Below are 21,344 nucleotides of genomic sequence, written 5' to 3' on the forward strand. Positions count from 1 at the left end.
GCCGTTGCCGCCCCGGCCGGCAGCCGGATCAGGGTCGCGCTTACCGAACGGGAATATTCCGCATGATGCGTTTCGTATGCCTTGCCGTGATGCTCTCCGCGCTGTTGTCTGGCGTTGCGACGGCTGCCGGGTGGTCGACCCGGCCGTTGTCCGAAGTCGCCGTGTATCCCGAATTCCGCGCCTCGGCGCACGTCGTCGCGGTCGACGAGGCGCGTATCGCCGCCGAAGTTTCCGGGCGCATCGAGAGCCTGCCGACGCGCGTCGGGCAGGCGGTCGCGAAAGGCGCGGAGCTCGCACGCATCGATGCCGCCGCGTATCGCATCGAGGTGGAGCGCGCCGCGGCGCAGAGCCGCTTGGTCGGCGATCGCGTCAGGCTCGCCGAGGCGCAGCTCGACCAGGCGCGCGCACTCGCATCGAAAGGCTTCATCAGCGCGGATGCGCTCAGGATCAGGGAAACCGAGCTCGCGGTGCTGAAAAGCGAACTCGATGCGGCGCGCCAGGAGGTTGCGGCGGCCCGGCTGCAGCTCGCGCGCACGACGGTCCGCGCGCCGTTCGCCGGCGTCGTGCGTGAGCGCATCGCGAGCGTCGGCGACCTCGCCGTGCCCGGCACGCCGCTGCTGGTGCTGTCGGCGAGCGCGGACAGCGAAGTGCGCGCGCGGGTGCCGACGGCGCAGATCGAATCGCTGCGCGCCGCCGGAAAGTGGCAGTTCGTCGCCGGCGGCACGACGAGCCGGCTCACGCTGCTGCGCGTGTCGGCGGTCGTCGAGGCGGCCGGGCAGGCGCGCAACGCCGTGTTCTCGTCGGCGACGCCGCTGCCAGCGGGGCTTGCCGGTGAAGTCAGATGGACCGGGGCGACGCCGCATCTTCCCGCCGGCTACGTGCAGCAGCGCGGCGGGGCGCTCGGGGCCTACGTCGAGCGCGGCGGGCGCGCAGTCTTCATCGAGCTGCCGGACGCGCAAGTCGGGCGGCCGGTCGCAGTGAACTGGACGCCCGACACGCGAATCGTCGATGAAGGCCGGTTCTCGATCGGCCTCGGCCGCGATCTACACGACGAGCGCGCGCCTGAAACCGGCGGCGAGGGCGGGGGGGCATGACAGACTGGTACCGCCGCCTGATCGGCAACCACCCGCTCGCGAACATCGCGTTCGCCCTGGTGCTGCTCGGCGGCATCGTCACGTACCTGACGATGCCGCGGGCGCAGGACCCGGAAGTCAATTTCAACTGGGTCAGCATCATCACCGCGCTGCCGGGCGCGTCCGCCGAGGACATCGAGCGCGAGCTGACCGGGCCGCTCGAAGACGCGATCGAGCAGGTCAAGGACATAAAGTTCGTGTCGTCGTCGAGCCGCGAGGGCGTCTCGTCGATCCTCGTGCGCTTCGAGGAAATCAGCGGGCGCCAGTTCGACCGGCGCATCAACGACCTGCGCCGCGAAGTGCAGAACAAGGCCGACGCCGAGCTGCCGCCGGAGGCGACCGAGCCCGAGATCATCGAGATCACGTCGTCGAACGGCTTTCCGACCGCGATCCTCGTGCTGTACGGCGCGGGCGGCGGCGAGCGCCTGCGCAGCGCGGCGTTCGGCATCCGGAAGGATCTCGAACGCTTCGCCGACATCGACCAGGTGGTCGCCGCCGGATTCGACGAACCGGAACTGCACGTCGATTTCGATCCGGAACGGGTCGCCGCCGTCGGGTTGTCGCCGCTCGACCTGTCGGACAGCGTTGCGGCGTGGTTTCGCAACACGCTCGGCGGGCGCATCCGCGTGCAGGACCGCGAATGGCTCGTGCGCCTCGAAGGCAAGACGCCCGATCCGGACGTGCTCGCCCAAGCGGCCGTCATCACCCCTGCGGGGCGCGTCGCGCTCGGTGAAGTCGCGGCCGTCGCGCGCGGGCACGAGCGCACCGGCCAGCTCGTCAGCTACAACGGCCAGCCGGCGGTGATGCTGTCGATCACGAAGGAGGCCGGCAGCAACACGCTGGAGCTCGTCGACCGCCTGAACCGCTTCGTCGCCGAGCGCAATCCGCTGCTGTTCGGGCAGGGCGTGCAGCTCGTGATGATCGACGACCAGACGCATGCGACGCGCGACGCGATCGGCGTCATGGAGTCGAACGCGCTGCTCGGCCTGGTGCTGGTGCTCGGCCTGTGCTGGGTGTTCCTCGGCTCGCGGCTCGCGCTGCTGGTCGGACTCGGCGTGCCGTTCGCGCTCGCCGGCACGTTCCTGCTCGTCGACCTGATCGGTTCGACGCTGAACCTGACGGTGCTGCTCGGCGTCGTCATTGCGCTCGGCATGCTCGTCGACGACGCAGTGGTGATCGTCGAGGCGATTTATTACCGGCTGCAACGCGGCGAGCCGGTGCACCACGCGGTGACCGAAGGCGTCGCCGAAGTCGCGTTGCCGGTGATCTCGTCGGTGCTGACGACGATCGCGGCGTTCCTGCCGCTGATGCTGTTGCCGGGCATCCTCGGCTCGTTCATGTTCCTCGTGCCTTTCGTCGTCACCTGCGGCCTGCTCGTCAGCCTCGTCGAGGCGTTCTGGATGATGCCGGCGCACATCCTCCTGCTGCGGCCCGATTTCGGCGCCCGCCGCAGCCGCGTACAGGCGCGACGCGAGCGCTTCACGCACTGGCTGCGGGTGAAGTACTCGCGTGCGCTGGTTGCGGTGATGCGGCGGCCGAAGACCGCGCTCGCGGTGCTGCTGCTCGTCATGGCCGGGGCGGCCGGCGCGCTCGCCGGCGGACTCGTGAAGATCCAGTTCTTCGCGTTCGATCCGATCCGGCTGTTCTACGTCAGCATCGACATGCCCGCCGGCGTCCCGCTCGAGCGCACGCTCCAGGAGTCCGAGCGCGCCGCGGCGGTGCTGCGCAGAACGCTCGATCCGGCGGAAGTCCGCTCGATCACTGCGTATGCCGGAATCAAGTTCACCGAGACCGAGCCGCTGTATGGCGACCAGTACGGGCAGGTGATCGTGTCGCTGCAGCCGCGCAGCGGCGAGTTGCGCGATACCGCCGAAGTGATCGCCGCGGCGCACGATCCGGTACTGGCCTTGCAGGGCGAGGCGAAGTTCTCGTTCCTCGAACTCAAAGGCGGCCCGCCGACCGCGCGGCCGATCAGCGTCAAGGTCAAGGCCGACGATTACGGCGAGCTGCGCGCCGCGACCGACGCCTTGCTCGATGAAGTCGCGAAGATCCCCGGCGTGCGGGACATCACCGATGACGACGTGCCGGGACGCCCGGAGCTGCGGCTGACGCTGAACCGCGAGAAGCTCGCGCGCGCAGGGGTCGCACCGGGAGAGGTCGCGCGCCTGCTGCGGTTGTATGGCGAAGGCGAGGTCGTCGCGACGACTCGCGACGAGGGCGAGAAGGTTGAAGTCATCGTGCGCGCGCGGCCGCAATCGCTGACCGACGTCACCGAACTGCTGCAGCGCCCGGTGCCGCTCACGGCCGACGCGGAAGACGCGGAAGATGGCGGGGGCGCGCGACGCAGCGTGCAGCTCGGCTCGCTCGTCGACGCCGAGCCACGCATCGCGAAGGGCTACATCCGCCATTATCAGCTCACCCGCGCGATCACCGTCGAAGCCGGCCTCGACCAAGACGAGATCGACACGCTGACGGCGAACAACCGGCTGAAGGCGGCCTGGGCCGAGCTGCAGCCGCGCTTCCCGAACGTCGAGCTCGACTTCTCGGGCGAACTCGACGACATCCAGGAAAGCCTGGACTCGATGGCCGTGCTGTTCTCGCTGGGCGTCGGCCTGATCTACCTGATCCTCGCGACCCAGTTCCGCAGCTACTGGCAACCGTTCATGATCCTCGTGACCGTGCCGCTCGCCTTCACCGGCGTCGTGCTCGGCCTGCTCGTGTCGGGCAACCCGCTGTCGCTGTATACGATGTACGGTGTCATCGCGCTCGCCGGTATCGCCGTGAACTCCGCGATCGTGCTGATCGACGCGGCGAACGAGCGCCGTGCCGCCGGCATGAGCGTCGAGCACGCGGCGATCTACGCCGGGCGGCGGCGCGTCGTGCCGGTGCTGATCACGTCGTCGACGACGATCGGCGGCCTGGTCTCCCTGGCGGCCGGCCTCGGCGGCAAGTCGCTGATGTGGGGGCCGGTCGCGGCGAGCATCGTGTGGGGGCTCGGGTTCTCGACTTTGCTGACCTTGTTCGCGATCCCGCTGATCTACCGCTTGGCGATGGGACGGTCGCGGCCGGAGCGCGGCGTTCCCGTCGCCCGCCTCGCGTCGCCCCGCTCGCCGCGGTGAGCGAGCGGGGCGGCACTTGCCGGAGGAGCCGATGCTCGCGAGTTTCGCTGCCAATTTCGTCGTCCTGGTCCATTTCGCGTTCATCGTGTTCGTCGTCGCGGGCGGCGCGCTGGTGCTGCGCTGGCCGCGCCTCGCGTGGCTGCATCTGCCGGCAGTCGCGTGGGGAACGGGAATCGAGCTGATCGGCGGCGTGTGCCCGCTGACACCGCTCGAAAACGCGTTGCGCCGCGCAGCGGGCGAAGCGGGCTACGCGGGAGGTTTCATCGAGCATTACCTGCTGCCGCTGATCTACCCTGCGGGGCTGACGCCGGCGATCGGCACGGTGCTCGGCGTTTTCGTGCTCGCGGTCAATGCGGTGTTCTATGCGGTGCTGTGGCGTCGCCGGCGACGGGGCGCGCGAAGCGCATCGGACACTCGGCCGGGCTCCGGCGATTGAACCGAAGCGCGGCTCGGGGCGTCCCAGTACAATGCCCGCCACCATGCCTGCCGCTCCCGTCCCCAGCATTTTCGCCCGCGCCCGCCCCGCCCCGAGCCCTGCCCCGTTCCTGCCGATGTCGCGCGCCGAGATGGGCGCGCTCGGCTGGGACGAGTGCGATGTCGTCCTCGTCACCGGCGACGCGTACCTCGACCACCCGAGCTTCGGCATGGCGCTCGTCGGGCGGCTGCTCGAAGCGCAGGGCTTTCGCGTCGGCATCATCAGCCAGCCTGACTGGAAGAGCGCGGAGTCGTTCCGCGCGCTGGGGCGCCCGCGGCTGTTCTTCGGCATCACTGCGGGGAACATGGATTCGCTGATCAACCGCTACACCGCCGAGCGAAAGATCCGCTCGGAAGACGCCTATACGCCGGGCGCGCAGGCCGGCCGCCGGCCCGACCGCGCGGTGACCGTCTACGCCCAGCGTGCGCGCGAAGCTTTCCCCGGCGCGAATGTCGTCATCGGCAGCATCGAAGCGTCGCTGCGCCGCATCGCGCATTACGACTACTGGTCGGACAAGGTGCGCCGTTCGGTGCTCGCGGACTCGAAAGCCGACCTGCTGCTATTCGGCAACGCCGAGCGCGCGCTGGTCGCACTTGCGCACCGCCTCGCCGACGGCGAACCGATCGACGCGATCCGCGACCTGCGCGGCACGGCTTTCCTGGTCCGGCCGGGTTGGCTGCCGGGCGCCGAATGGTGCGAGCAGGACTCGACCGCGCTCGACCGTCCGGGCCGCGTCGAGCCGCATCCCGACCCGTACGCGATGGAGCCCGAAAAGCCGCCGGCAGCCGGGGAAGGCGGCGCACAGCCGGTGCGCATCGTCCCGGCGGCGGAACGCGCCGCGGCGCGGCGGCAGGCGCGCGGCAGGACCGTCGTGCGCCTGCCGTCGTACGAGACGGTCGTCGCAGATCCGGTAATGTACGCGCACGCTTCGCGCGTGTTCCACCTCGAATCGAACCCCGGCAACGCGCGCGCGCTGGTCCAGGCGCACGGCGACGGGCCGGGGCGGCGCGACGTGTGGCTCAACCCGCCGCCGCTGCCGCTTTCCACGCCCGAGATGGATTTCGTCTTCGGCCTGCCGTACGCGCGCCGGCCGCATCCGTCATACGGCGACGCGCGCATCCCGGCGTGGGACATGATCAAGTTCTCGATCAACATCATGCGCGGCTGCTTCGGCGGCTGTACGTTCTGCTCGATCACCGAGCACGAAGGCCGCATCATCCAGAGCCGCTCGGAGGCATCGATCCTGCACGAGATCGAGGAGATCCGCGACCGCACGCCGGACTTCAAGGGGCACATCACCGACCTCGGCGGCCCGACCGCTAACATGTACCGCATGGCGTGCAAGGACAAGCAGATCGAGTCCTCGTGCCGGCGACTGTCGTGCGTCTATCCCGGCATCTGCGAGAACCTGAAAACCGACCACGCGCCGCTGATCTCGCTGTACCGCAAGGCGCGCGCGATTCCGGGCGTCAAGCGCGTGACGATCGGCTCGGGGCTGCGCTACGACCTCGCGGTGCGCTCACCGGAATATGTCAAGGAACTCGTCACGCACCACGTCAGCGGCCTGTTGAAGATCGCGCCCGAGCATACCGAGGAAGGGCCGCTGTCGAAGATGATGAAGCCCGGCATCGGCACGTACGAGAAGTTCGCCGCGATGTTCGAGAAATACTCGCGCGAGGCCGGCAAGAAGCAGCACCTCGTGCCGTACTTCATCGCCGCGCACCCGGGTACGACCGACGAGGACATGCTGAACCTCGCGCTGTGGCTGAAGAAGAACGGCTTCAGGCCCGACCAGGTGCAGACGTTCATGCCGACGCCGATGGCGATGGCGACGACGATGTACCACAGCCGCCGCAACCCGCTGCGCAAGGTGTCCGCCGACTCGGAGATCGTCGAGACCGCGCGCGCCGGCAAGCTCAGGAAGTTGCACAAGGCGCTGCTGCGCTGGCACGACCCGGAGAACTGGCCGCTGATCCGCGAAGCGCTGCTCGGCATGGGCCGCGCCGAGCTGATCGGCAGCGGCCCGAACTGCCTCGTGCCGCGGCATCAGCCGGGCGTGCCGCTCGCCGTCGACCGCCCGGGACGTCGCCCCGCCGCGCGTTCCGGGGGCGAGTGCCGCGCGGCGCCGGCCCGCAAGGGCAAGCGGTAGCGGGGCGGCTGCAGCGCCGGCGATATCACCGGCGCAAGGCCCGCTCCTGACATGGCCACGCCGCTGCGACGTTTGTCGCTGCTCAAGGCCGATCGCTGCGTCAGTGCAGACAATGGCACGAACGGCAACGTGATCGCGAAGCGTTTAGGGCAACGGTCGCGGCGCCGGAAATATTTCACCCCTCTGCAACAGGAGTCGATATGAACACCCGTCCCGCCTTCCTCCGTCTCGTTTCCGCCCTCGGGCTGGTCGCTGCATTCGCGGGCGGACCGGTTTTCGCAGCCGGCGAGGAAGTGGTCATGTACAAGGATCCGAATTGCGGCTGCTGCGGCAAGTGGGCCGAGCACATGCGCGCGAGCGGATTTGCCGTGAAGGAAGTTCGCAGCACCGCGATGAGCGCCGTCAAGCGCGAAGCTGGCGTGCCGCAGGCACTCGCTTCGTGCCACACGGCGAAGATCGGCGGCTATGTCGTCGAAGGTCACGTGCCTGCGGCGGACGTGCGGCGCCTGCTCGCCGAAAAGCCGAAAGTGGCCGGCATCGCGGCACCGGGAATGCCGGCCGGCTCGCCCGGCATGGAAGGACCGTATCCTGCCGAGCGTTACGACGTCGTCAGCTTCGATGCGGACGGCAAGCACCGGACGTTCGCGTCGCACTGACGCCGGCGGCGGAAGTTGACCAGGGAGTCAGCCATGAAAAAACTGTTCATCGCGAGCCTGGCGGCAGGCTTTCTTTCGTCGACCCCGGCGTTCGCGCAGGCCGATGACGCGGTGCTCGGCGACCGGGGGAGCGGCATGATCGTCGACCTCGTCCTCGTGCGGCCGCTGACCTTCGTCGGTTCGGTGGTCGGGATCGCCGCTTTCATCGTTTCGCTGCCATTCACCGCGCCGACCGGCTCGGCGTCCGATGCGGCGCGCGAGCTGGTCGGCAAGCCGCTCGAGTACACCTTCAACCGGCCGCTCGGCGATTTCCGCAACTGCGGGGCGGACCGCCACCCTTGCGGCGGGCGGTGACCGGGCCGCGGGCGCAGCGGTCCCGCGTCACGCGAGCACGAAGTTCTCGTCGGGGACAGGCACCGGAGGCGGCTCTTCGCCGAGCATCTCGCGCAGGCTCGCGTTGACGCCGGCGACGAGCGCGTCGAGCGCGAGATCGTTCGCCATCGTGCCGAAAGGCTCTTCGATCTCATCGCTGAGCGCTTCGAGCGCGAAGAACGTGTAGGACACGAAGCTCACGACCAGCGGCGTCATGAGGCCGATCGAATCGACCAGCCCGAAAGGCAGCAGGGTGCAATAAACATAGGCGCTGCGGTGCAGGATCACCGTATAGGTGAAGGGCAACGGGGTATTGGCGATGCGCTCGCAGCCGCCGAGTGACGACGACAGCCCGTTCAGCGACTGCTCCATCTGCTGCGCGAGCATGATGTCGAGTTGCCCCGCTTCGCGGCGCTCGCGCAGCCATTGACCGAGCCACAGCAACACCAGCGCCGGCGCCGAGCGGGCGGCGCGGGCGCGCTCGATGACGACGGCGGGAAGCAGACCGAGCAGGTCGGCGTCGCGCGGCTGGTGGCGCAGCTGGTTGCGCATCGCCGCGGCGAAGCCGATGAGGCCGAGCACGAACGGCCGGCTCTCGACGTTGCGGGCCGTCAGCGTCAGGGCCTGCCGCGCGAGGTTGCGCGTCTCGACGAGGACGTCGCCCCACAGTTTGCGCGCTTCCCAGTAGCGGTCATAGCTCGCGTTGATGCGAAAGCCGAGGAAGATCGCGAGTGCGACCCCCATCAGCGAGAACGGGTTCGCGTTGAGCGTCACCTTGAAGTGGAAAAGCTGGCCGTGCATCAGCACGACGCCGCACGACAGCGCAAGGATGAACAGCTGCTGCGGCAGGATGCGGGAAACGAGCGACCCGCGGCGAACGAACAGCAAATGCATCCAGTGCGGACGAGGGCGGACGATCACGGCGGGGAATGTGGCGGTCGGGCGGCGGCGGGGGTGCGATTCTCTCAGGTTTTGGCGCGATGCGGATGTCAATTTGCTGCATTGCAAGAAAAAATCCGTGCCTACCCGGCAAGCCAAGCGAGCGTGCCGGTGAGGGCAAGTCCGGCGCTGGCGAGCAGCGTCAGCCTGCGCCGCGAGCCGTGCAGCCGTCCCCACAGCCAGAAGCCCGACAGGCCGAGAAACGCGAGGCCGAGCGCGGCGGCGTCGGACAGCAGGATCCACGCCGGCCCGGTACCGATCGACATGTGCAGGCGCGCCAGGTACAGCCACAGGTTCGGTTTCGTCCGCTTCACCTCGGCCTGGGGACTGCCGAGCCAGTATTCGACCTCCAACGTTTCGGAAGGGGTATCGGCGCGCAGCGTCCAGCGCTCGGGCTGGCGCAGTTCGCCGCCACCCCAGCTCACGGCGCGCGAAGGCTCGATACGCGGCTTCAGCGCCTCGGCTTCGATGCCGAGCGCCGGAGCGAGTGCCGCGGCGAGCGCCTGCGGATCGGCGGGCCCGGCTTCGAGCGACAGTATCTGCGTCACCTCGCTGCGGTCGAGCGCCGGAATCTTCATCACCGCGCGGTGGTTCAGCAGGAAGCCGGTCACTGCGAACAGCAGTAGCATCGCTGCGATCGCGAGCCCGAACCACGCATGAACGCGGCGCAGCCACTTTTGCACGTTGCCGCGCTGCGCCGCCGGGCGGGGATGAAGGTGGATCACGAAAGGCTCTCGGGTAACAGGGATGGGTCAGGAGGGATCAGAACGAAAGTTTCGCGGACAGCCGCAGCGTGCGCGGCATGCCAACCGCAAGCAGTGGGGAGTTCGAGTTTACCCGGCTATCGCCGGCCGCTGCCCAGTAGCGCTTGTCGGTCACGTTCTCGAGGTTCGCGACGAGGTCGAGCTGGCTCGTGCCGAGTTTCGTCCGATAGCGCGCGCCGACGTCGTAACGAGTGTAGCCGGCCACGGTCGCCTGGTTCAGCGGGTCGACTTCGCGCTCGCCGGTGTAATACGCGCCCGCCGACAGTGCGAGGCCCGGTGCCGCAGCGAGCTGATGCTCGACGAACAGGCTCGCGGTGAACTCGGGCGTGTTCGCCGGCCGGTTGCCGATCAGCCGGGGATCGTTCTCGGCGTCGGTGAACTCGGCGTCGAGCCACTGAGCCGACGCGAACAGGCTCCAGCGACGTGCGAACGGGCCGCCGGCCGACAGCTCGACGCCGCGCAGCCGCGCTTCGCCCATGCGCTGAAAGACGCGGTCCACCTCGCCGTTCATCGGCCGCTCGATCTGAAACAGCGCCGCATTGGTCTGCAGGCCCATCCATTCGCTCTTGATGCCGGCCTCCCATTGCTCGCTGACGAGCGGTTCGAGCGAGGTTCCCGCGTTGAGCGCTTCCGGCCGCGCGATGCCGCCGTCCTCGAGGCCTTCGAGGTATCCTGCATAAACATTGGTCGCCGGCGTGAGTTTGTAGACGGCGGCAATCGTCGGAGTCACCTTGCTCTTGCTGTAGTCCTGCGCCGGATCCGTCGCGTGCTCGAATTCGAACTTGCTGCCGCGGGCGCCGCCCATGACGAGCCAGTTGCCGAAGCCGATTCGATCGAATACGTACCAGCCTTTGTCGTAGGTGCGCGAGTGCGCCGCGCGGGCGGGGTAGCTTACCGGCGACTCCGGTATGTCCCGCGGATCGAAGAGGTTCTGCCGCACGACGAGGGTGCGCGTCGCGCCGACCGTCTGCCGCAGCGTGTTCTGCGCATAGCCGAACGTCGCGTCGTGCGTGACGAGGCCGGTATCGAACCGGCCGGCGATTTCGGTGCGGGCATTGCGGTTCTCGTATTCCTGGCCTTTCGTCCGCGAGATGCGCAGGTCGCCTTCGCCGGTCGCAAGGTCGTAGTTTTGCAGCTGCGAGAAGTTGCGGTCGCGCTCGAGCCATGCGCGGCCGGCTTCGACGGTCCAGATCCACGCGTCGTTGAGCGCGAAGTCGCTGCGTACCTGCACGTTGCGCGCGCGCGCGTCGTAGTTCGCCCAGTCCGGCGCGATCAGCTTCTCTGGGCCGGGGATGCGCGGCAGCGGGATCCGGCCGTTAATCGCCGGCAGCGCGAGGATGCTCGACTGCTCGACGACGTCCTTCGCGATGTCCTCGACGTCGAGCTTCAGCAGCCAGCGGTCGGTGACGTTCCAGTCGAACGCTCCGGCAACGAGCCGGCGATCGCCGTCGGCGCCTTCGACCGGGCTTTCGAGCTCGCCGCCGACGATGTTCACGCGTGCGCCAAACTGGCCCTCGGAGCCGAAGCGCCGGCCGACGTCGAGGCCGGCGACCGCGCTGCCGTTGTCGTCGGTCGAAAAGTGCAGTGCGGCCACCGGCGTATTGCCCGCGCGCTTCGTCACGAGGTTGACGATGCCGGACGGCGGCACGAAGCCGTAGTAGAGGCCGCCGACGCCTTTCAAGACTTCGACGCGCTCCTTGTTCTCGAGCGGCAGGTCGATGAGGTTCACGATCGGCAGGCCGCCGTTCAGGCGGTAGTTCGAGCGGTTCTCGACGAGCAGGCCGCGGATCGACAGGTTGTCGTACACGGTGGCGCCGAGCTGCGCGCGCGTGACGCCGGCAGTGTTCTTCAGCGCTTCGTACAGGCCGTTCGCCTGCTGCGCGTCGAGCAGGTCGCGGTCGATGACGTTGATGGTCATCGGCACGTCCTTTGCCGGCGTGTCGCGGAACGTGCCGACGCCGACGCTGCCAGCGCGCCAGCCGGAATCGGTGGCGAACACTTCGACCGCTTCGAGCTGCTGGTCGGCGGCGAGGAGGGGGCCGTGCGCGGCGAGCAGCGCCGCAGCGGGAATCAGGCGAGCAAGGGTTTTGAGTCGCATGTCTGGATCTTGTAGGTCGATGGAACGGAAAGGTCGAAAGCGGCCGGTAGTGCCCACCGACGCAGTAACGCCGGCGGACTGGCTGCGACAGGCCGGAAGTCAGAAGCGGTAGGTCGCGGTCGCCTGCAGCGCGCGTGCTGCGGCCGGCTGGTTCAGCCCATTGACGGAGGGGGTGACGCCTGCGTGGTCGGTGACGGGCGGCAGCGTGACCTGAGGCGGAGCTTGGGGCGAGGTTTGGGCCGAGGTCTGGGCGGCCGCGAGCGCAAGCAGCGCGGCTGCGATCGCCGTGCCGAGGGTGCGAAGATGCATCGGAACTCCGGTCGGAAGCGTTGCTGGCTGGCGATTCGGCCGGAAAAGGCGGAGTGGCTGGCTGCGATGGGGAAGAATTGTATTTCTATATGGTAATGCGAATCAATATTATTGTTGCGGACGGTCGGTGCAGGATTTGCGCGTCACGGCGGAGCCATGAGAGCGGGAGCGCGGCATCGCGCCCCCGCGAGCGTCACTGGTGTGCAGCGAAGCGGCTTAAAGGCCTGCGTCAGCGCGCAGCGCCGCCGCCTTGTCGGTTGCTTCCCACGTGAATTCGGGCTCGTCGCGGCCGAAGTGGCCGTACGCCGCGGTCTTGCCGTAGATCGGGCGCAGCAGGTTGAGCTCCTGGATGATCGCCTTCGGACGCAGGTCGAAATGCTTGCCGATCAGCTCGACGATGCGCTCGTCGCTGACCCTGCCGGTGCCGAAAGTCTCGACCATCAGCGACACCGGCTTGGCGACACCGATCGCATAGGCGACCTGCACTTCGCAGCGATCGGCGAGTCCTGCCGCAACGATGTTCTTCGCGACCCAGCGCCCGGCGTACGCGGCGGAGCGGTCGACTTTCGACGGATCCTTGCCGGAGAACGCGCCGCCGCCGTGGTGCGCTGCGCCGCCGTAGGTGTCGACGATGATCTTGCGCCCGGTCAGGCCGCAGTCGCCGTGCGGGCCGCCGATGACGAAGCGCCCGGTCGGGTTGATCAGGTAGCGCACTTGGCCCTGCATCAACACCTCAGGCAGCACCGGCTTGATGATTTCCTCGATGACGAGTTCGGTGATCTGCGCGTGCGAGACTTCCGGGCTGTGCTGCGTCGACACGACGACGGTGTCGATCGCGACCGGCTTGCCGTCGACGTAGCGGACCGTCAACTGGCTCTTCGCGTCCGGGCGCAGCCAGTTCAGCCGGCCGTCCTTCCTCAGTTCGGACTGGCGTTGCATGATGCGGTGAGCATAATAGATCGGCAGCGGCATCAGCGATGGCGTCTCGTTGCACGCATAGCCGAACATCAACCCTTGGTCGCCGGCGCCCTGGTCGAGGTCGAGGCCTTCGCCTTCATTGACGCCTTGGGCGATGTCTGCAGACTGGCGGTTGATCGCGGCCAGCACCGCGCAACTCTTGTAGTCGAAGCCGATGTCGGAGTTGTCGTAGCCGATGCGGCGGATCACTTCCTGCGCGATCTCGCGGTAGTTCGGATGGGCAGTGGTCGTGATCTCGCCGGAGATGACCACGAGGCCCGTCGATACCAGGGTTTCGCATGCGACCCGCGCATGGGGGTCGTCGGCGAGGATCGCGTCGAGGACGCCATCGGAAACCTGGTCGGCAACCTTGTCGGGATGGCCTTCGGACACCGATTCCGAGGTGAAGAGGTATTCCCTGCTCATGCGCTGCTCCTGAAAACGAAAAATCCCCAAAGCTGTCCGGCGTGGCCGGCTCCGGGGATTTCGTCGAGCAGGCGACGCTTTAGCAGTACTTGTGTGCCACGACCGGTTAGGTGCGTTCGTGGCGCCGCCCTGCAAGTTGTCGTATTAACTCGGCGGCTGGGCGATAATTATATGCTTTGTGATCCGGCGGTCAAATGTGCCGGGTCCGGAGCGGGCGCTTGGGCCTGTCCCCGGGCCTGCGCCGATTCGACCGGCGCCGATGCTCTCCTCGATGTGACCTCTTCGCGTGACCTTCTTCGTCAATCTGTCATTCCGCATTCTCGCCGGCCTGCCGCTGTCATGGCTTCATCGGCTCGGCGGCTGGGCCGGCTGGACCATCTGGCGCTGTTCACCGTCATACCGTCGCCGCCTCGAGGACAATCTCGCCCAGGCGACCGGCCGGCGCGACCCAGCGCTGCGTGACGCGGCGGTCGCCGAAGCCGGGCGGCAGGCGCTCGAGCTGCCGTTCGTGTGGCTGCGTCCGCAGGACGAGGTGTTGGCGCGCATCGTGCGGGTCGAAGGGCAGGAGCTGATCGCTCGGGCGCAGGCCGAGGGCGCCAGCGTGCTGCTGCTGACTGCGCACCTCGGCTGCTTCGAGATGTGCGCGCAGTATTGTTCGACGCACGGACCGATCACCGTGCTGTTCCGCCCGCCGCGCAAGACGGCGCTGCGCCCGCTGATGGAAGCCGGGCGTGCGCGCGGCGCGATCCGCGTTGCCCCGGCGGATGTGTCCGGCGTGCGCCGTCTGGTCAAGGCGCTGCGCAGCGGCGAGATGGTCGGCATGCTGCCGGACCAGGCGCCGGCCGAAGGCGAAGGCGTGTGGGCGCCGTTCTTCGGCCGGCCGGCATGGACGATGACGCTCGCGGCGCGCCTGTCGGAAGTGAAAGGCGTCAAGGTGGTGATGGTGTGGACCGAGCGGCTGCCGCACGGGGCAGGCTATGTGCTGCGGCTTTCCGAACCCGTGGAACCGATCGCGGGCTCACTCGAAGAGCGCTGCGCGGCGATCAATCGCGAGATCGAACGTCTCGTGCTTGCATGCCCGGCGCAGTACCTGTGGGGCTACAACCGCTATAAACGTCCTTCGGGCGTGCCGCCGCCCCCGGAGGCGACGTGCTGACGGGCGCGCTCACGCGCCTGACGGTGGCGCTGTTCTGGCTCCTGCACTGGCTGCCGCTGCCGGTGCTCGCGGTGATCGGCAGCGCCGTCGGCGAAGCGATGTACTGGGTCGCGCGCCCGCGACGCCACATAGCGTCGGTGAACCTGCGGCTGTGCTTTCCCGAGCTCGACGCCGGTGCGCGCCGGCGTCTTGTGCGCGCGCATTTTCGTGCGCTCGGACGCAGCCTCGTCGAGCGCGGGCTGCTGTGGTGGGCGAGCGAGGCGCGGCTCAAGCGGCTGATCCGGCTCGAAGGCGCGGAGCGGCTGCGCGCGCTGCTCGACTCGGGCCGGCCGGTGATCCTGCTCGCGCCGCATTTTGTCGGCCTCGACATGGGCGGCTCGCGCGTCGCGATGGAGTTCGACAGCGTCAGCATCTACGCGCGGCAGAAGAACCGCGTGCTCGACCGCTGGCTGTACCACGGACGCAGCCGCTTCGGCGATCAATTGCTGCTGTCGCGTCAGGACGGCGTGCGCGGTACGGTCAAGGCGATGAAGGCGGGGCGTCCGTTCTACTATCTGCCCGACATGGACTACGGCCGCAAGGACGCGATCTTCGTGCCGTTCTTCGACGTGCCGGCGGCGACGATCACCGGGCTTTCGCGGCTCGGCCGGCTCGCGGGCGCGGCCGTCGTGCCGTGCGTGACGAGAATGCTGCCGGGCGGGCGCGGCTACGTCGCCGAGCTCGGCGAGCCGTGGCCGGACTATCCGACGCGGGACGTCGAGGACGACACCGCGCTGATGAACCGCTGGATCGAATCCGTGGTGCGGACGATGCCCGAGCAGTATTACTGGGTGCACCGGCGCTTCAAGACGCGCCCTGCCGGCGAGGCGCGGCCGTACTGAGAATGCGTACAGCGTGCTGTCGCTGGACGTCCTGCAGCGGCTGAGCCAGAATTCGCCGAGCCACCGCTCCCCCTGCATCCACCCGAGCTGCGATTTCCCATGCTTCTGCGCTTCACGAAAATGCACGGCCTCGGCAACGATTTCATCGTCATCGACGCCATCCGCCAGTCCGTCCACCTGACCCCGGAGCAGGTCCGCCATCTTGCCGACCGCCATTTCGGCATCGGCTGCGACCAGCTGCTGGTGGTCGAGGAAGCGAGCCGCCCCGACGTCGATTTCCGCTACCGGATCTTCAACGCCGATGGTGGCGAAGTCGAGCAGTGCGGCAATGGCGCGCGCTGTTTCGTGCGTTTCGTGCACGAGCAGGGGCTCACCGCGAAGCGTCGCATCCGCGTCGAGACGCGCTCCGGCATCATCGCGCCGCAGCTCGAAGACGATGGTCTCGTGACGGTCGATATGGGCGTGCCGGTGCTCGAGCCCGCGCGCGTGCCGTTCGTGTCCGACTCCGACGCGATCGTGCAGCCGCTCGACGTCGGCGGTGAAACTATCGCGATCACCGCCGTGTCGATGGGCAATCCGCACGCCGTGCAGGTCGTCGCCGATGTCGACGCCGCGCCCGTCGCGGCGCACGGAGCGCTGATCGAACGCCATCCGCGCTTTCCGGCACGCGTCAATGCCGGCTTCGTGCAGGTCGTCGATGCCCACCGTATCCGCCTGCGGGTGTTCGAGCGCGGTGCGGGAGAAACGCTTGCTTGCGGCACCGGCGCCTGCGCGGCGGTCGTGGCCGTGATCCTGTGCGAACTCGCGCAGTCGCCGGTGCGCGTCGAGACGCGCGGCGGAGAACTCGACATCGCGTGGGGAGGCCCGGGGCAGCCGGTGCTGATGACCGGTCCGGCGGTGACTGTTTTCGCGGGCGAAATCGCCGTCGACTGAGCGACCTCGGCCGAGCGGTTTCGCTGATTGCAACGAATACGAGGAGGCGCGCATGGGCCTCACGGGGAGCAGCTTTTCCATGAATGCCGCTGATGTCGCACGTTATCTGAAGGAACATCCGGACTTTCTCGCCGACCACGGCGAACTGTTCACGCAGCTGACCGTTCCGCATCCGCACGGCGGGCAGGCCATCTCCCTGGCCGAACGGCAGCTTCATGCGTTGCGCGACAAGATCCGGCAGCTCGAAAGCAAGCTCGCCGAACTGATTCGCTACGGCGAGGAAAACGACGAAATCGGCGAAAAAGTCCATCGCCTGACGCTTGCGCTGGTCGAAGCCGAAGACTACGACACGCTGCGTTTTGCGTTGCTCGAAAATGTGCGCGACAACTTTTCGGTGCCGAACGTCGCGCTACGCATTTGGGCTGATGCGCAGTTGCGCGAAAGTGAGGACTTTTCGCCGGTAACCGAAGAGCTGCGCTTTTTCGCGACGGACCTGAGTCACCCGTATTGCGGCGCGCCGGCGAATCTTGAAGTGATCGACTGGTTCGGCCCCGCCGCTTGTCATATCCGTTCCGTGGCGCTGGTGCCGCTGCGCCGCGACGACCAGGTGCTCGGCCTGCTCGCGCTTGGCAGCGAAGAGGCCGAACGCTTCTACCCCGGGATGGGAACGCTGTATCTCGCGCGCATCGGCGACCTGGTCGCAGCGGCGCTGCGACGGCAGCTGGCCTGACGGGGTGCGCCGCGGACCGAGAGGCCGCGGCGCCGCAAGAACAGCTCGTCCCGCGAGCATTTGCAGTTCGCCGATCCTCCCTACACACCCTTCTGCATCTGGTCAAGGTTCCCGACGCGGCGCCCGCCGCGCAAGGAACCGCCGAGCCTCGCTGCGCCGCCTCGAGCGCCAGGCGCTGCCCCGCCACGTCCGGTCTTTCTGCCGGCGCCTCCCGCCAAACACTCGATGCCCAAATCGGGTAACAAAGTTTGAACCCGCACGCGGCTATTCAGCTATTCTGAAACATCTCTTAACAAATCTTCCCTCGGACCCGACGCCGCAGGCTGTGGGAGCAAGGCAGCAATGCCCGACATTGATCCTGAAACTCCTGGCGCCGGTGCGCCCGACAGCCCCAACGACGGGGCCGCCCAGACGCGTGTTTCGCTGCTGCGCAATGCGGCGATCGTGCTTGCCCGCTACCAGGTTCACAGCCTGAGGCGCCTGTTCGAGGAGTTCGAGCGGGATATTCTCTTGCCGATCCTGCTCGGCGAAATCGCGCTGCACAATATCGGTGCGCTCGAACACGACGACGAAAGCGATCGCCTCACCGCAGACGAAGTCGAGGGAGAATCCGACGAAGAGCACATGTCCCGGCTGCGGCCGTGCAACGCCTATTCGATCGCCGCTGCAACCGGCCTGCCGCGCGAGACGGTCCGGCGCAAGATCGGGCGCCTCGTCGAGCTGGGCTGGATCCGCAAGCAGCAGAACGGGCATCTGTATCTCACGCCGCGCGCGCTGAAGCATTTCGGCAACCTGCTGTGCTCGCGTGATCTGCCGGAGTTCCTCGAAACCGCGGATCGCGTGCGGAAGCTTCGGCATCCGCGGGGCCGGACAAACCGCAAGGGCTGAAGCTTTGGCGGCACGGCGCTGGTGAGCCGGCGCCGCTCGCCTTACACTCTCGCGCCTGACTCATCTCCCTGCGGTCCGCCTCCCGATGTCCAAGCTCGTCCTCAATCCCGGCAAGGAGCGTTCGCTCCTGCGCCGTCATCCCTGGGTTTTCGCCGGCTCGGTGGCCCGCCTTGAAGGGCGCGCGCGGCCGGGCGACACCGTCGAAGTCGTCGCCGACGACGGGCGCTTCCTCGGCCGTGCGGCGTGGTCGCCGGAATCGCAGATCCGCGCCCGGATGTGGTCGTTCGCTGCCGACATCACGATCGACCATGCATTCTTCAAGCGCCGCGTCGCCGAATCGGTCGCGCGCCGGGCGACGCATCCGCTACTCGCCGACGAGAGCGGAGTGCGGCTGATCCACGGTGAATCGGACGGCCTGCCCGGCATCATCGCGGATCGCTTCGGCGACGTCGTGGTCATGCAGCTGACGAGCGCTGGCGCCGAGAAGTGGCGCGAGGCGATCATTGCCGGGCTGGTGCAGGCGACCGGTTGCACGGCCGTGTACGAGCGCTCCGATTCCGAGGTGCGCGGCCTCGAAGGACTCGGGCCCAAGACCGGCTGCGTGCATGGCGAGCTGCCAGAGGCCGTGCTGACGATCGTCGAGAACGGCGTGCGCATGGAAGTCGATGTCATCAGTGGCCACAAGACCGGCTTCTACCTCGATCAACGCGACAACCGCCGCTTGACGGGCGTGCTCGCGGCCGGGCGCAGCGTGCTGAACTGCTTTTGCTACACCGGCGGGTTCTCGCTGCAGGCGCTGGCCGGCGACGCAACGTCGGTGCTGTCGATCGACTCGTCCGCGCCGGCGCTCGACGCGGGACGGCGCAATCTGGCGATGAATCCGCAGCTCGACGCGGGGCGCGCCGAATGGCTGCAGGCTGACGTGTTCGAGGCCTTGCGCGCGTTGAAGAGCGAAGGGCGACGCTTCGACCTGATCGTGCTCGATCCGCCGAAGTTCGCCCCGTCGGCGGCGCACGCCGATCGCGCGTCGCGCGCATACAAGGACATCAACTTGTTCGGCTTCCGCTTGCTCAATCCCGGCGGCATTCTGATGACGTACTCATGTTCCGGCGGCATCGGCCTCGAACTGTTCCAGAAAATCCTCGCCGGCGCGGCAAGCGATGCCGGCGTCGATGCGCGCATCCTGCACCGGCTGGCGGCGGCGGCCGATCACCCGGTCGGCCTTGCGGTGCCCGAAGGCGAATATCTGAAAGGGCTCGCGCTTCAGGTCGGCTGAACGCCTTCGCTCGCCGGCGCGCGCCAGTCCGGGTTCGGGCCGCGCTCGCCGGTCGTGAAGGCCGCGCTGACCAGACCCAGCGCGAGCACGATCAGCAGGAAATAGCGGAGCTGCCAGCGGCGCGGCGCGGCGCGTCCGTCGCCGTGTCCCGCCTGCCGGCCGGCCATCAGGCCGAGCGCGGCGACGACGACGAGGCCGGCACCGAGCAGCTGCGACGACAGGCCGCCGAGCAGCACGCCGCGGGCCGGATCGAAGCGATCGGGCCAGAAGAACGTCGGCCCCTGCAGCAGATGGATTGCGCCGAACACACACAGCACGATCGCCAAAGCCTGGAACGTGCGCATTGCGACCGCTCAGGGAGTGGAGAATAGCTCCGCGCTTTCGTCGCCGGCGCGCCGGGGAAAGGCGAGGCCGAAATGCTGCCAGATCGACGCGCTCGCGATGCGCCCGCGCGGCGTGCGCTGCAGGTAGCCCTGCTGGATCAGGTACGGTTCGAGCACGTCCTCGATCGTGTCGGATGATTCGCCGATCGCCGCGGCGAGGTTGTCGAGCCCGACCGGGCCGCCGCCGAATTTTTCGAGCATCGCGCCGAGCAGCTTGCGGTCCATCAGGTCGAGTCCGAGGTGGTCGACGTCGAGCATGAGCAGCGCGGCATCGGCGACGGTGGCGGTGATGTCGCCGTCGGCTTTCACCTGCGCATAGTCGCGTACACGGCGCAGCAGCCGGTTCGCGATCCGCGGCGTGCCGCGCGCCCGCCGCGCGATCTCGACCGCTCCGGCGTCGTCGATCGTGACATCGAGCAGGCTGGCGGAACGCCCGACGATGTACGCGAGCTCCTGCGGCGTGTAGAACTCGAGCCGTGCCGCGATGCCGAAACGGTCGCGCAGCGGGTTCGTCAGCATCCCGGCGCGCGTCGTCGCGCCTACCAGCGTGAAAGGTGGCAGATCGAGTTTGACCGAGCGCGCCGCGGGCCCTTCGCCAATCATGATGTCGATCTGGAAATCCTCGAGTGCCGGATAGAGGATCTCCTCGACGACCGGCGACAGGCGGTGGATCTCGTCGATGAACAGCACGTCGTGCGGTTCGAGGTTCGTCAGCAGCGCCGCGAGATCGCCGGCGCGTTCGAGCACCGGCCCCGAAGTCTGGCGCAGGTTCACGCCCATCTCGGCGGCGACGATGTGCGCGAGCGTCGTCTTGCCCAGACCCGGCGGGCCGAACAGCAGCACGTGGTCGAGCGCCTCGCCGCGGTTCTTCGCCGCCTGGATGAAGATCTCGAGCTGTTCGCGGATTTTTGCCTGGCCGACGTATTCGGCGAGCCGCTTCGGACGCAGCGCGCGCTCGACGACGTCTTCCTGGCGGTCGGCGGTCTGCGCCGAAATCATGCGCGGAGCCTGCAGTTTGTCGGTTTCGATCATCGCGAGAGTTTAGCCTGAGCGGCCCATGCGGCGAAACTCGGCCTCGCGGCCTCAGGCTTTCGACAGCAGCTTGAGCGCCTGGCGGATGCCGTCGGAGACGCCTGTCTCGGGCGGAATCGCTTTCAGCGCCGATTGCGCTTCCTTGTCGTTGTAGCCGAGCGCGAGCAGCGCGTTGAGGATGTCGCTGCGACTGTCTGCCGGCTGCGCTGCAGCGCCTGGAACGGTGCTTGCGCCGAGCCCGGGCAACGCCCTGCCGAGCTTGTCGCGCAGTTCGAGCAGCAGCCGCTCGGCGGTTTTCTTGCCGATGCCGGGAATTTTCACAAGGCGACCGGTTTCCTGCAGCGCGACTGCCTGCGCGAGATCGCCGACCGACAGGCCCGAGAGCACCGACAGCGCGGTGCGCGCGCCGATGCCGGACACTTTCAGCAGCTGGCGAAAGGCGGCGCGTTCGTCGGCGCTCGCGAAGCCGTAGAGGAAATGGCCGTCCTCGCGGATCGCCAGGTGCGTGAACAGCGAGAGCGACTGCCCGGTCGCGGGCAGGCCGTAGAACGTGCTCATCGGCACGTCGATTTCGTAGCCGACGCCGTGCGTGTCGACGACGATCTGCGGCGGGTTCTTTTCCAGCAGGATGCCGGTGATGCGTCCGATCATGAGGGGTGGTCCGGAGG

At 68.1% G+C, this 21,344-nt stretch carries 21 protein-coding genes; 13 read left to right on the plus strand and 8 right to left on the minus strand.

The genetic code is table 11. From position 1 onward, the window contains the following. Positions 1–62 precede the first annotated feature (62 nt). The 7 genes from GO608_RS05585 (at position 63) to GO608_RS05615 (ending at position 7,886) form a co-directional block, all read left to right on the plus strand. A complete protein-coding gene (locus GO608_RS05585) occupies positions 63–1,094 on the plus strand; it encodes an efflux RND transporter periplasmic adaptor subunit (RefSeq protein WP_169197124.1) in 1,032 nt (343 codons plus the stop codon). After that, positions 1,091–4,252 carry an efflux RND transporter permease subunit gene (locus GO608_RS05590; RefSeq protein WP_169197123.1) on the plus strand — a complete coding sequence of 1,054 codons (3,162 nt, stop codon included), beginning with the start codon at positions 1,091–1,093 and terminating at the stop codon, positions 4,250–4,252. Before GO608_RS05585 ends, GO608_RS05590 begins: the two co-directional genes overlap by 4 nt. Before the next feature lie 31 nt (positions 4,253–4,283). Beyond that, positions 4,284–4,688, plus strand: a complete 405-nt coding sequence (locus GO608_RS05595; protein WP_169197122.1) for a DUF2784 domain-containing protein — start codon at positions 4,284–4,286, stop codon at positions 4,686–4,688. A gap of 115 nt (positions 4,689–4,803) precedes the next feature. After that, positions 4,804–6,876, plus strand: coding sequence for a YgiQ family radical SAM protein (locus GO608_RS05600; protein ID WP_169197312.1), 2,073 nt, complete (start codon positions 4,804–4,806; stop codon positions 6,874–6,876). A gap of 51 nt (positions 6,877–6,927) precedes the next feature. Continuing rightward, positions 6,928–7,080: a hypothetical protein gene (locus GO608_RS05605; RefSeq protein ID WP_169197121.1), complete on the plus strand. Its 153-nt coding sequence runs from the start codon at positions 6,928–6,930 to the stop codon at positions 7,078–7,080. Continuing rightward, complete coding sequence (locus tag GO608_RS05610) at positions 7,077–7,532, plus strand: DUF411 domain-containing protein (protein WP_169197120.1); 456 nt, start codon at positions 7,077–7,079, stop codon at positions 7,530–7,532. Before GO608_RS05605 ends, GO608_RS05610 begins: the two co-directional genes overlap by 4 nt. A gap of 33 nt (positions 7,533–7,565) precedes the next feature. Further along, positions 7,566–7,886, plus strand: a complete 321-nt coding sequence (locus tag GO608_RS05615; protein WP_169197119.1) for a hypothetical protein — start codon at positions 7,566–7,568, stop codon at positions 7,884–7,886. A gap of 27 nt (positions 7,887–7,913) precedes the next feature. On the opposite strand, the gene GO608_RS05620 is transcribed toward GO608_RS05615, so the two are convergent. The 5 genes from GO608_RS05620 to metK form a co-directional block, all read right to left on the minus strand. Then, entirely contained in the window at positions 7,914–8,825 is a 912-nt protein-coding gene (locus GO608_RS05620; RefSeq protein WP_169197118.1) for a bestrophin family protein, read from the minus strand. 101 nt (positions 8,826–8,926) lie between these two features. Then, the gene (locus tag GO608_RS05625) at positions 8,927–9,568 is read right to left on the minus strand and encodes a PepSY-associated TM helix domain-containing protein (RefSeq protein ID WP_169197117.1); all 642 of its coding nucleotides are present in this window, start codon (positions 9,566–9,568) and stop codon (positions 8,927–8,929) included. 37 nt (positions 9,569–9,605) lie between these two features. Further along, entirely contained in the window at positions 9,606–11,705 is a 2,100-nt protein-coding gene (locus GO608_RS05630; RefSeq protein WP_169197116.1) for a TonB-dependent siderophore receptor, read from the minus strand. Between the two features lie 99 nt (positions 11,706–11,804). Then, complete coding sequence (locus GO608_RS05635) at positions 11,805–12,014, minus strand: hypothetical protein (RefSeq protein ID WP_169197115.1); 210 nt, start codon at positions 12,012–12,014, stop codon at positions 11,805–11,807. A 216-nt stretch (positions 12,015–12,230) separates the two neighbouring features. Continuing rightward, a complete protein-coding gene (metK, locus tag GO608_RS05640; RefSeq protein ID WP_169197114.1) occupies positions 12,231–13,397 on the minus strand; it encodes a methionine adenosyltransferase in 1,167 nt (388 codons plus the stop codon). A gap of 286 nt (positions 13,398–13,683) precedes the next feature. Between metK and GO608_RS05645 the strand changes: the two genes are divergently transcribed. The 6 genes from GO608_RS05645 (at position 13,684) to GO608_RS05670 (ending at position 19,261) form a co-directional block, all read left to right on the plus strand. Next, on the plus strand, positions 13,684–14,553 hold the full coding sequence (locus GO608_RS05645; RefSeq protein ID WP_169197113.1) for a lysophospholipid acyltransferase family protein: 870 nt from the start codon (positions 13,684–13,686) through the stop codon (positions 14,551–14,553). Next, a complete protein-coding gene (locus GO608_RS05650) occupies positions 14,547–15,434 on the plus strand; it encodes a lysophospholipid acyltransferase family protein (protein WP_169197112.1) in 888 nt (295 codons plus the stop codon). Before GO608_RS05645 ends, GO608_RS05650 begins: the two co-directional genes overlap by 7 nt. A 99-nt stretch (positions 15,435–15,533) precedes the next feature. Then, a complete protein-coding gene (dapF, locus tag GO608_RS05655) occupies positions 15,534–16,367 on the plus strand; it encodes a diaminopimelate epimerase (RefSeq protein WP_169197111.1) in 834 nt (277 codons plus the stop codon). A gap of 79 nt (positions 16,368–16,446) precedes the next feature. Continuing rightward, complete coding sequence (locus GO608_RS05660; RefSeq protein WP_169197110.1) at positions 16,447–17,097, plus strand: DUF484 family protein; 651 nt, start codon at positions 16,447–16,449, stop codon at positions 17,095–17,097. A 342-nt stretch (positions 17,098–17,439) separates the two neighbouring features. Then, positions 17,440–17,985, plus strand: a complete 546-nt coding sequence (locus tag GO608_RS05665; protein WP_169197109.1) for an IclR family transcriptional regulator — start codon at positions 17,440–17,442, stop codon at positions 17,983–17,985. Between the two features lie 85 nt (positions 17,986–18,070). Then, positions 18,071–19,261 (plus strand): class I SAM-dependent rRNA methyltransferase, encoded by a 1,191-nt coding sequence (locus tag GO608_RS05670; RefSeq protein ID WP_169197108.1) that lies wholly within the window; start codon positions 18,071–18,073, stop codon positions 19,259–19,261. Here the strand turns inward: GO608_RS05670 and GO608_RS05675 are convergent. From GO608_RS05675 to ruvA, 3 genes are read right to left on the minus strand one after another with little or no spacing between them, the layout of a single operon-like run. Then, on the minus strand, positions 19,249–19,605 hold the full coding sequence (locus GO608_RS05675) for a hypothetical protein (RefSeq protein ID WP_169197107.1): 357 nt from the start codon (positions 19,603–19,605) through the stop codon (positions 19,249–19,251). The two genes, GO608_RS05670 and GO608_RS05675, sit on opposite strands and share 13 nt — an antisense overlap. A 9-nt stretch (positions 19,606–19,614) precedes the next feature. Further along, positions 19,615–20,676 (minus strand): Holliday junction branch migration DNA helicase RuvB, encoded by a 1,062-nt coding sequence (gene ruvB, locus GO608_RS05680; protein WP_169197106.1) that lies wholly within the window; start codon positions 20,674–20,676, stop codon positions 19,615–19,617. 51 nt (positions 20,677–20,727) lie between these two features. Then, positions 20,728–21,327, minus strand: coding sequence for a Holliday junction branch migration protein RuvA (ruvA, locus tag GO608_RS05685; RefSeq protein WP_169197105.1), 600 nt, complete (start codon positions 21,325–21,327; stop codon positions 20,728–20,730). Positions 21,328–21,344: the final 17 nt, after the last annotated feature.

Origin of the sequence: Aromatoleum buckelii, assembly GCF_012910785.2 — a bacterium.
Taxonomy (GTDB): domain Bacteria; phylum Pseudomonadota; class Gammaproteobacteria; order Burkholderiales; family Rhodocyclaceae; genus Aromatoleum; species Aromatoleum buckelii.

Coding starts and splice junctions, on each gene's coding strand:
- GO608_RS05585 (WP_169197124.1), top strand. CDS start 63: ATGATGCGTTTCGTATGCCTTGCCGTGATGCTCTCCGCGCTGTTGTCT.
- GO608_RS05590 (WP_169197123.1), top strand. CDS start 1,091: ATGACAGACTGGTACCGCCGCCTGATCGGCAACCACCCGCTCGCGAAC.
- GO608_RS05595 (WP_169197122.1), top strand. CDS start 4,284: ATGCTCGCGAGTTTCGCTGCCAATTTCGTCGTCCTGGTCCATTTCGCG.
- GO608_RS05600 (WP_169197312.1), top strand. CDS start 4,804: ATGTCGCGCGCCGAGATGGGCGCGCTCGGCTGGGACGAGTGCGATGTC.
- GO608_RS05605 (WP_169197121.1), top strand. CDS start 6,928: ATGGCCACGCCGCTGCGACGTTTGTCGCTGCTCAAGGCCGATCGCTGC.
- GO608_RS05610 (WP_169197120.1), top strand. CDS start 7,077: ATGAACACCCGTCCCGCCTTCCTCCGTCTCGTTTCCGCCCTCGGGCTG.
- GO608_RS05615 (WP_169197119.1), top strand. CDS start 7,566: ATGAAAAAACTGTTCATCGCGAGCCTGGCGGCAGGCTTTCTTTCGTCG.
- GO608_RS05630 (WP_169197116.1), bottom strand. CDS start 11,705: ATGCGACTCAAAACCCTTGCTCGCCTGATTCCCGCTGCGGCGCTGCTC.
- GO608_RS05635 (WP_169197115.1), bottom strand. CDS start 12,014: ATGCATCTTCGCACCCTCGGCACGGCGATCGCAGCCGCGCTGCTTGCG.
- metK (WP_169197114.1), bottom strand. CDS start 13,397: ATGAGCAGGGAATACCTCTTCACCTCGGAATCGGTGTCCGAAGGCCAT.
- dapF (WP_169197111.1), top strand. CDS start 15,534: ATGCTTCTGCGCTTCACGAAAATGCACGGCCTCGGCAACGATTTCATC.
- GO608_RS05660 (WP_169197110.1), top strand. CDS start 16,447: ATGAATGCCGCTGATGTCGCACGTTATCTGAAGGAACATCCGGACTTT.
- GO608_RS05665 (WP_169197109.1), top strand. CDS start 17,440: ATGCCCGACATTGATCCTGAAACTCCTGGCGCCGGTGCGCCCGACAGC.
- GO608_RS05670 (WP_169197108.1), top strand. CDS start 18,071: ATGTCCAAGCTCGTCCTCAATCCCGGCAAGGAGCGTTCGCTCCTGCGC.
- GO608_RS05675 (WP_169197107.1), bottom strand. CDS start 19,605: ATGCGCACGTTCCAGGCTTTGGCGATCGTGCTGTGTGTGTTCGGCGCA.
- ruvB (WP_169197106.1), bottom strand. CDS start 20,676: ATGATCGAAACCGACAAACTGCAGGCTCCGCGCATGATTTCGGCGCAG.
- ruvA (WP_169197105.1), bottom strand. CDS start 21,327: ATGATCGGACGCATCACCGGCATCCTGCTGGAAAAGAACCCGCCGCAG.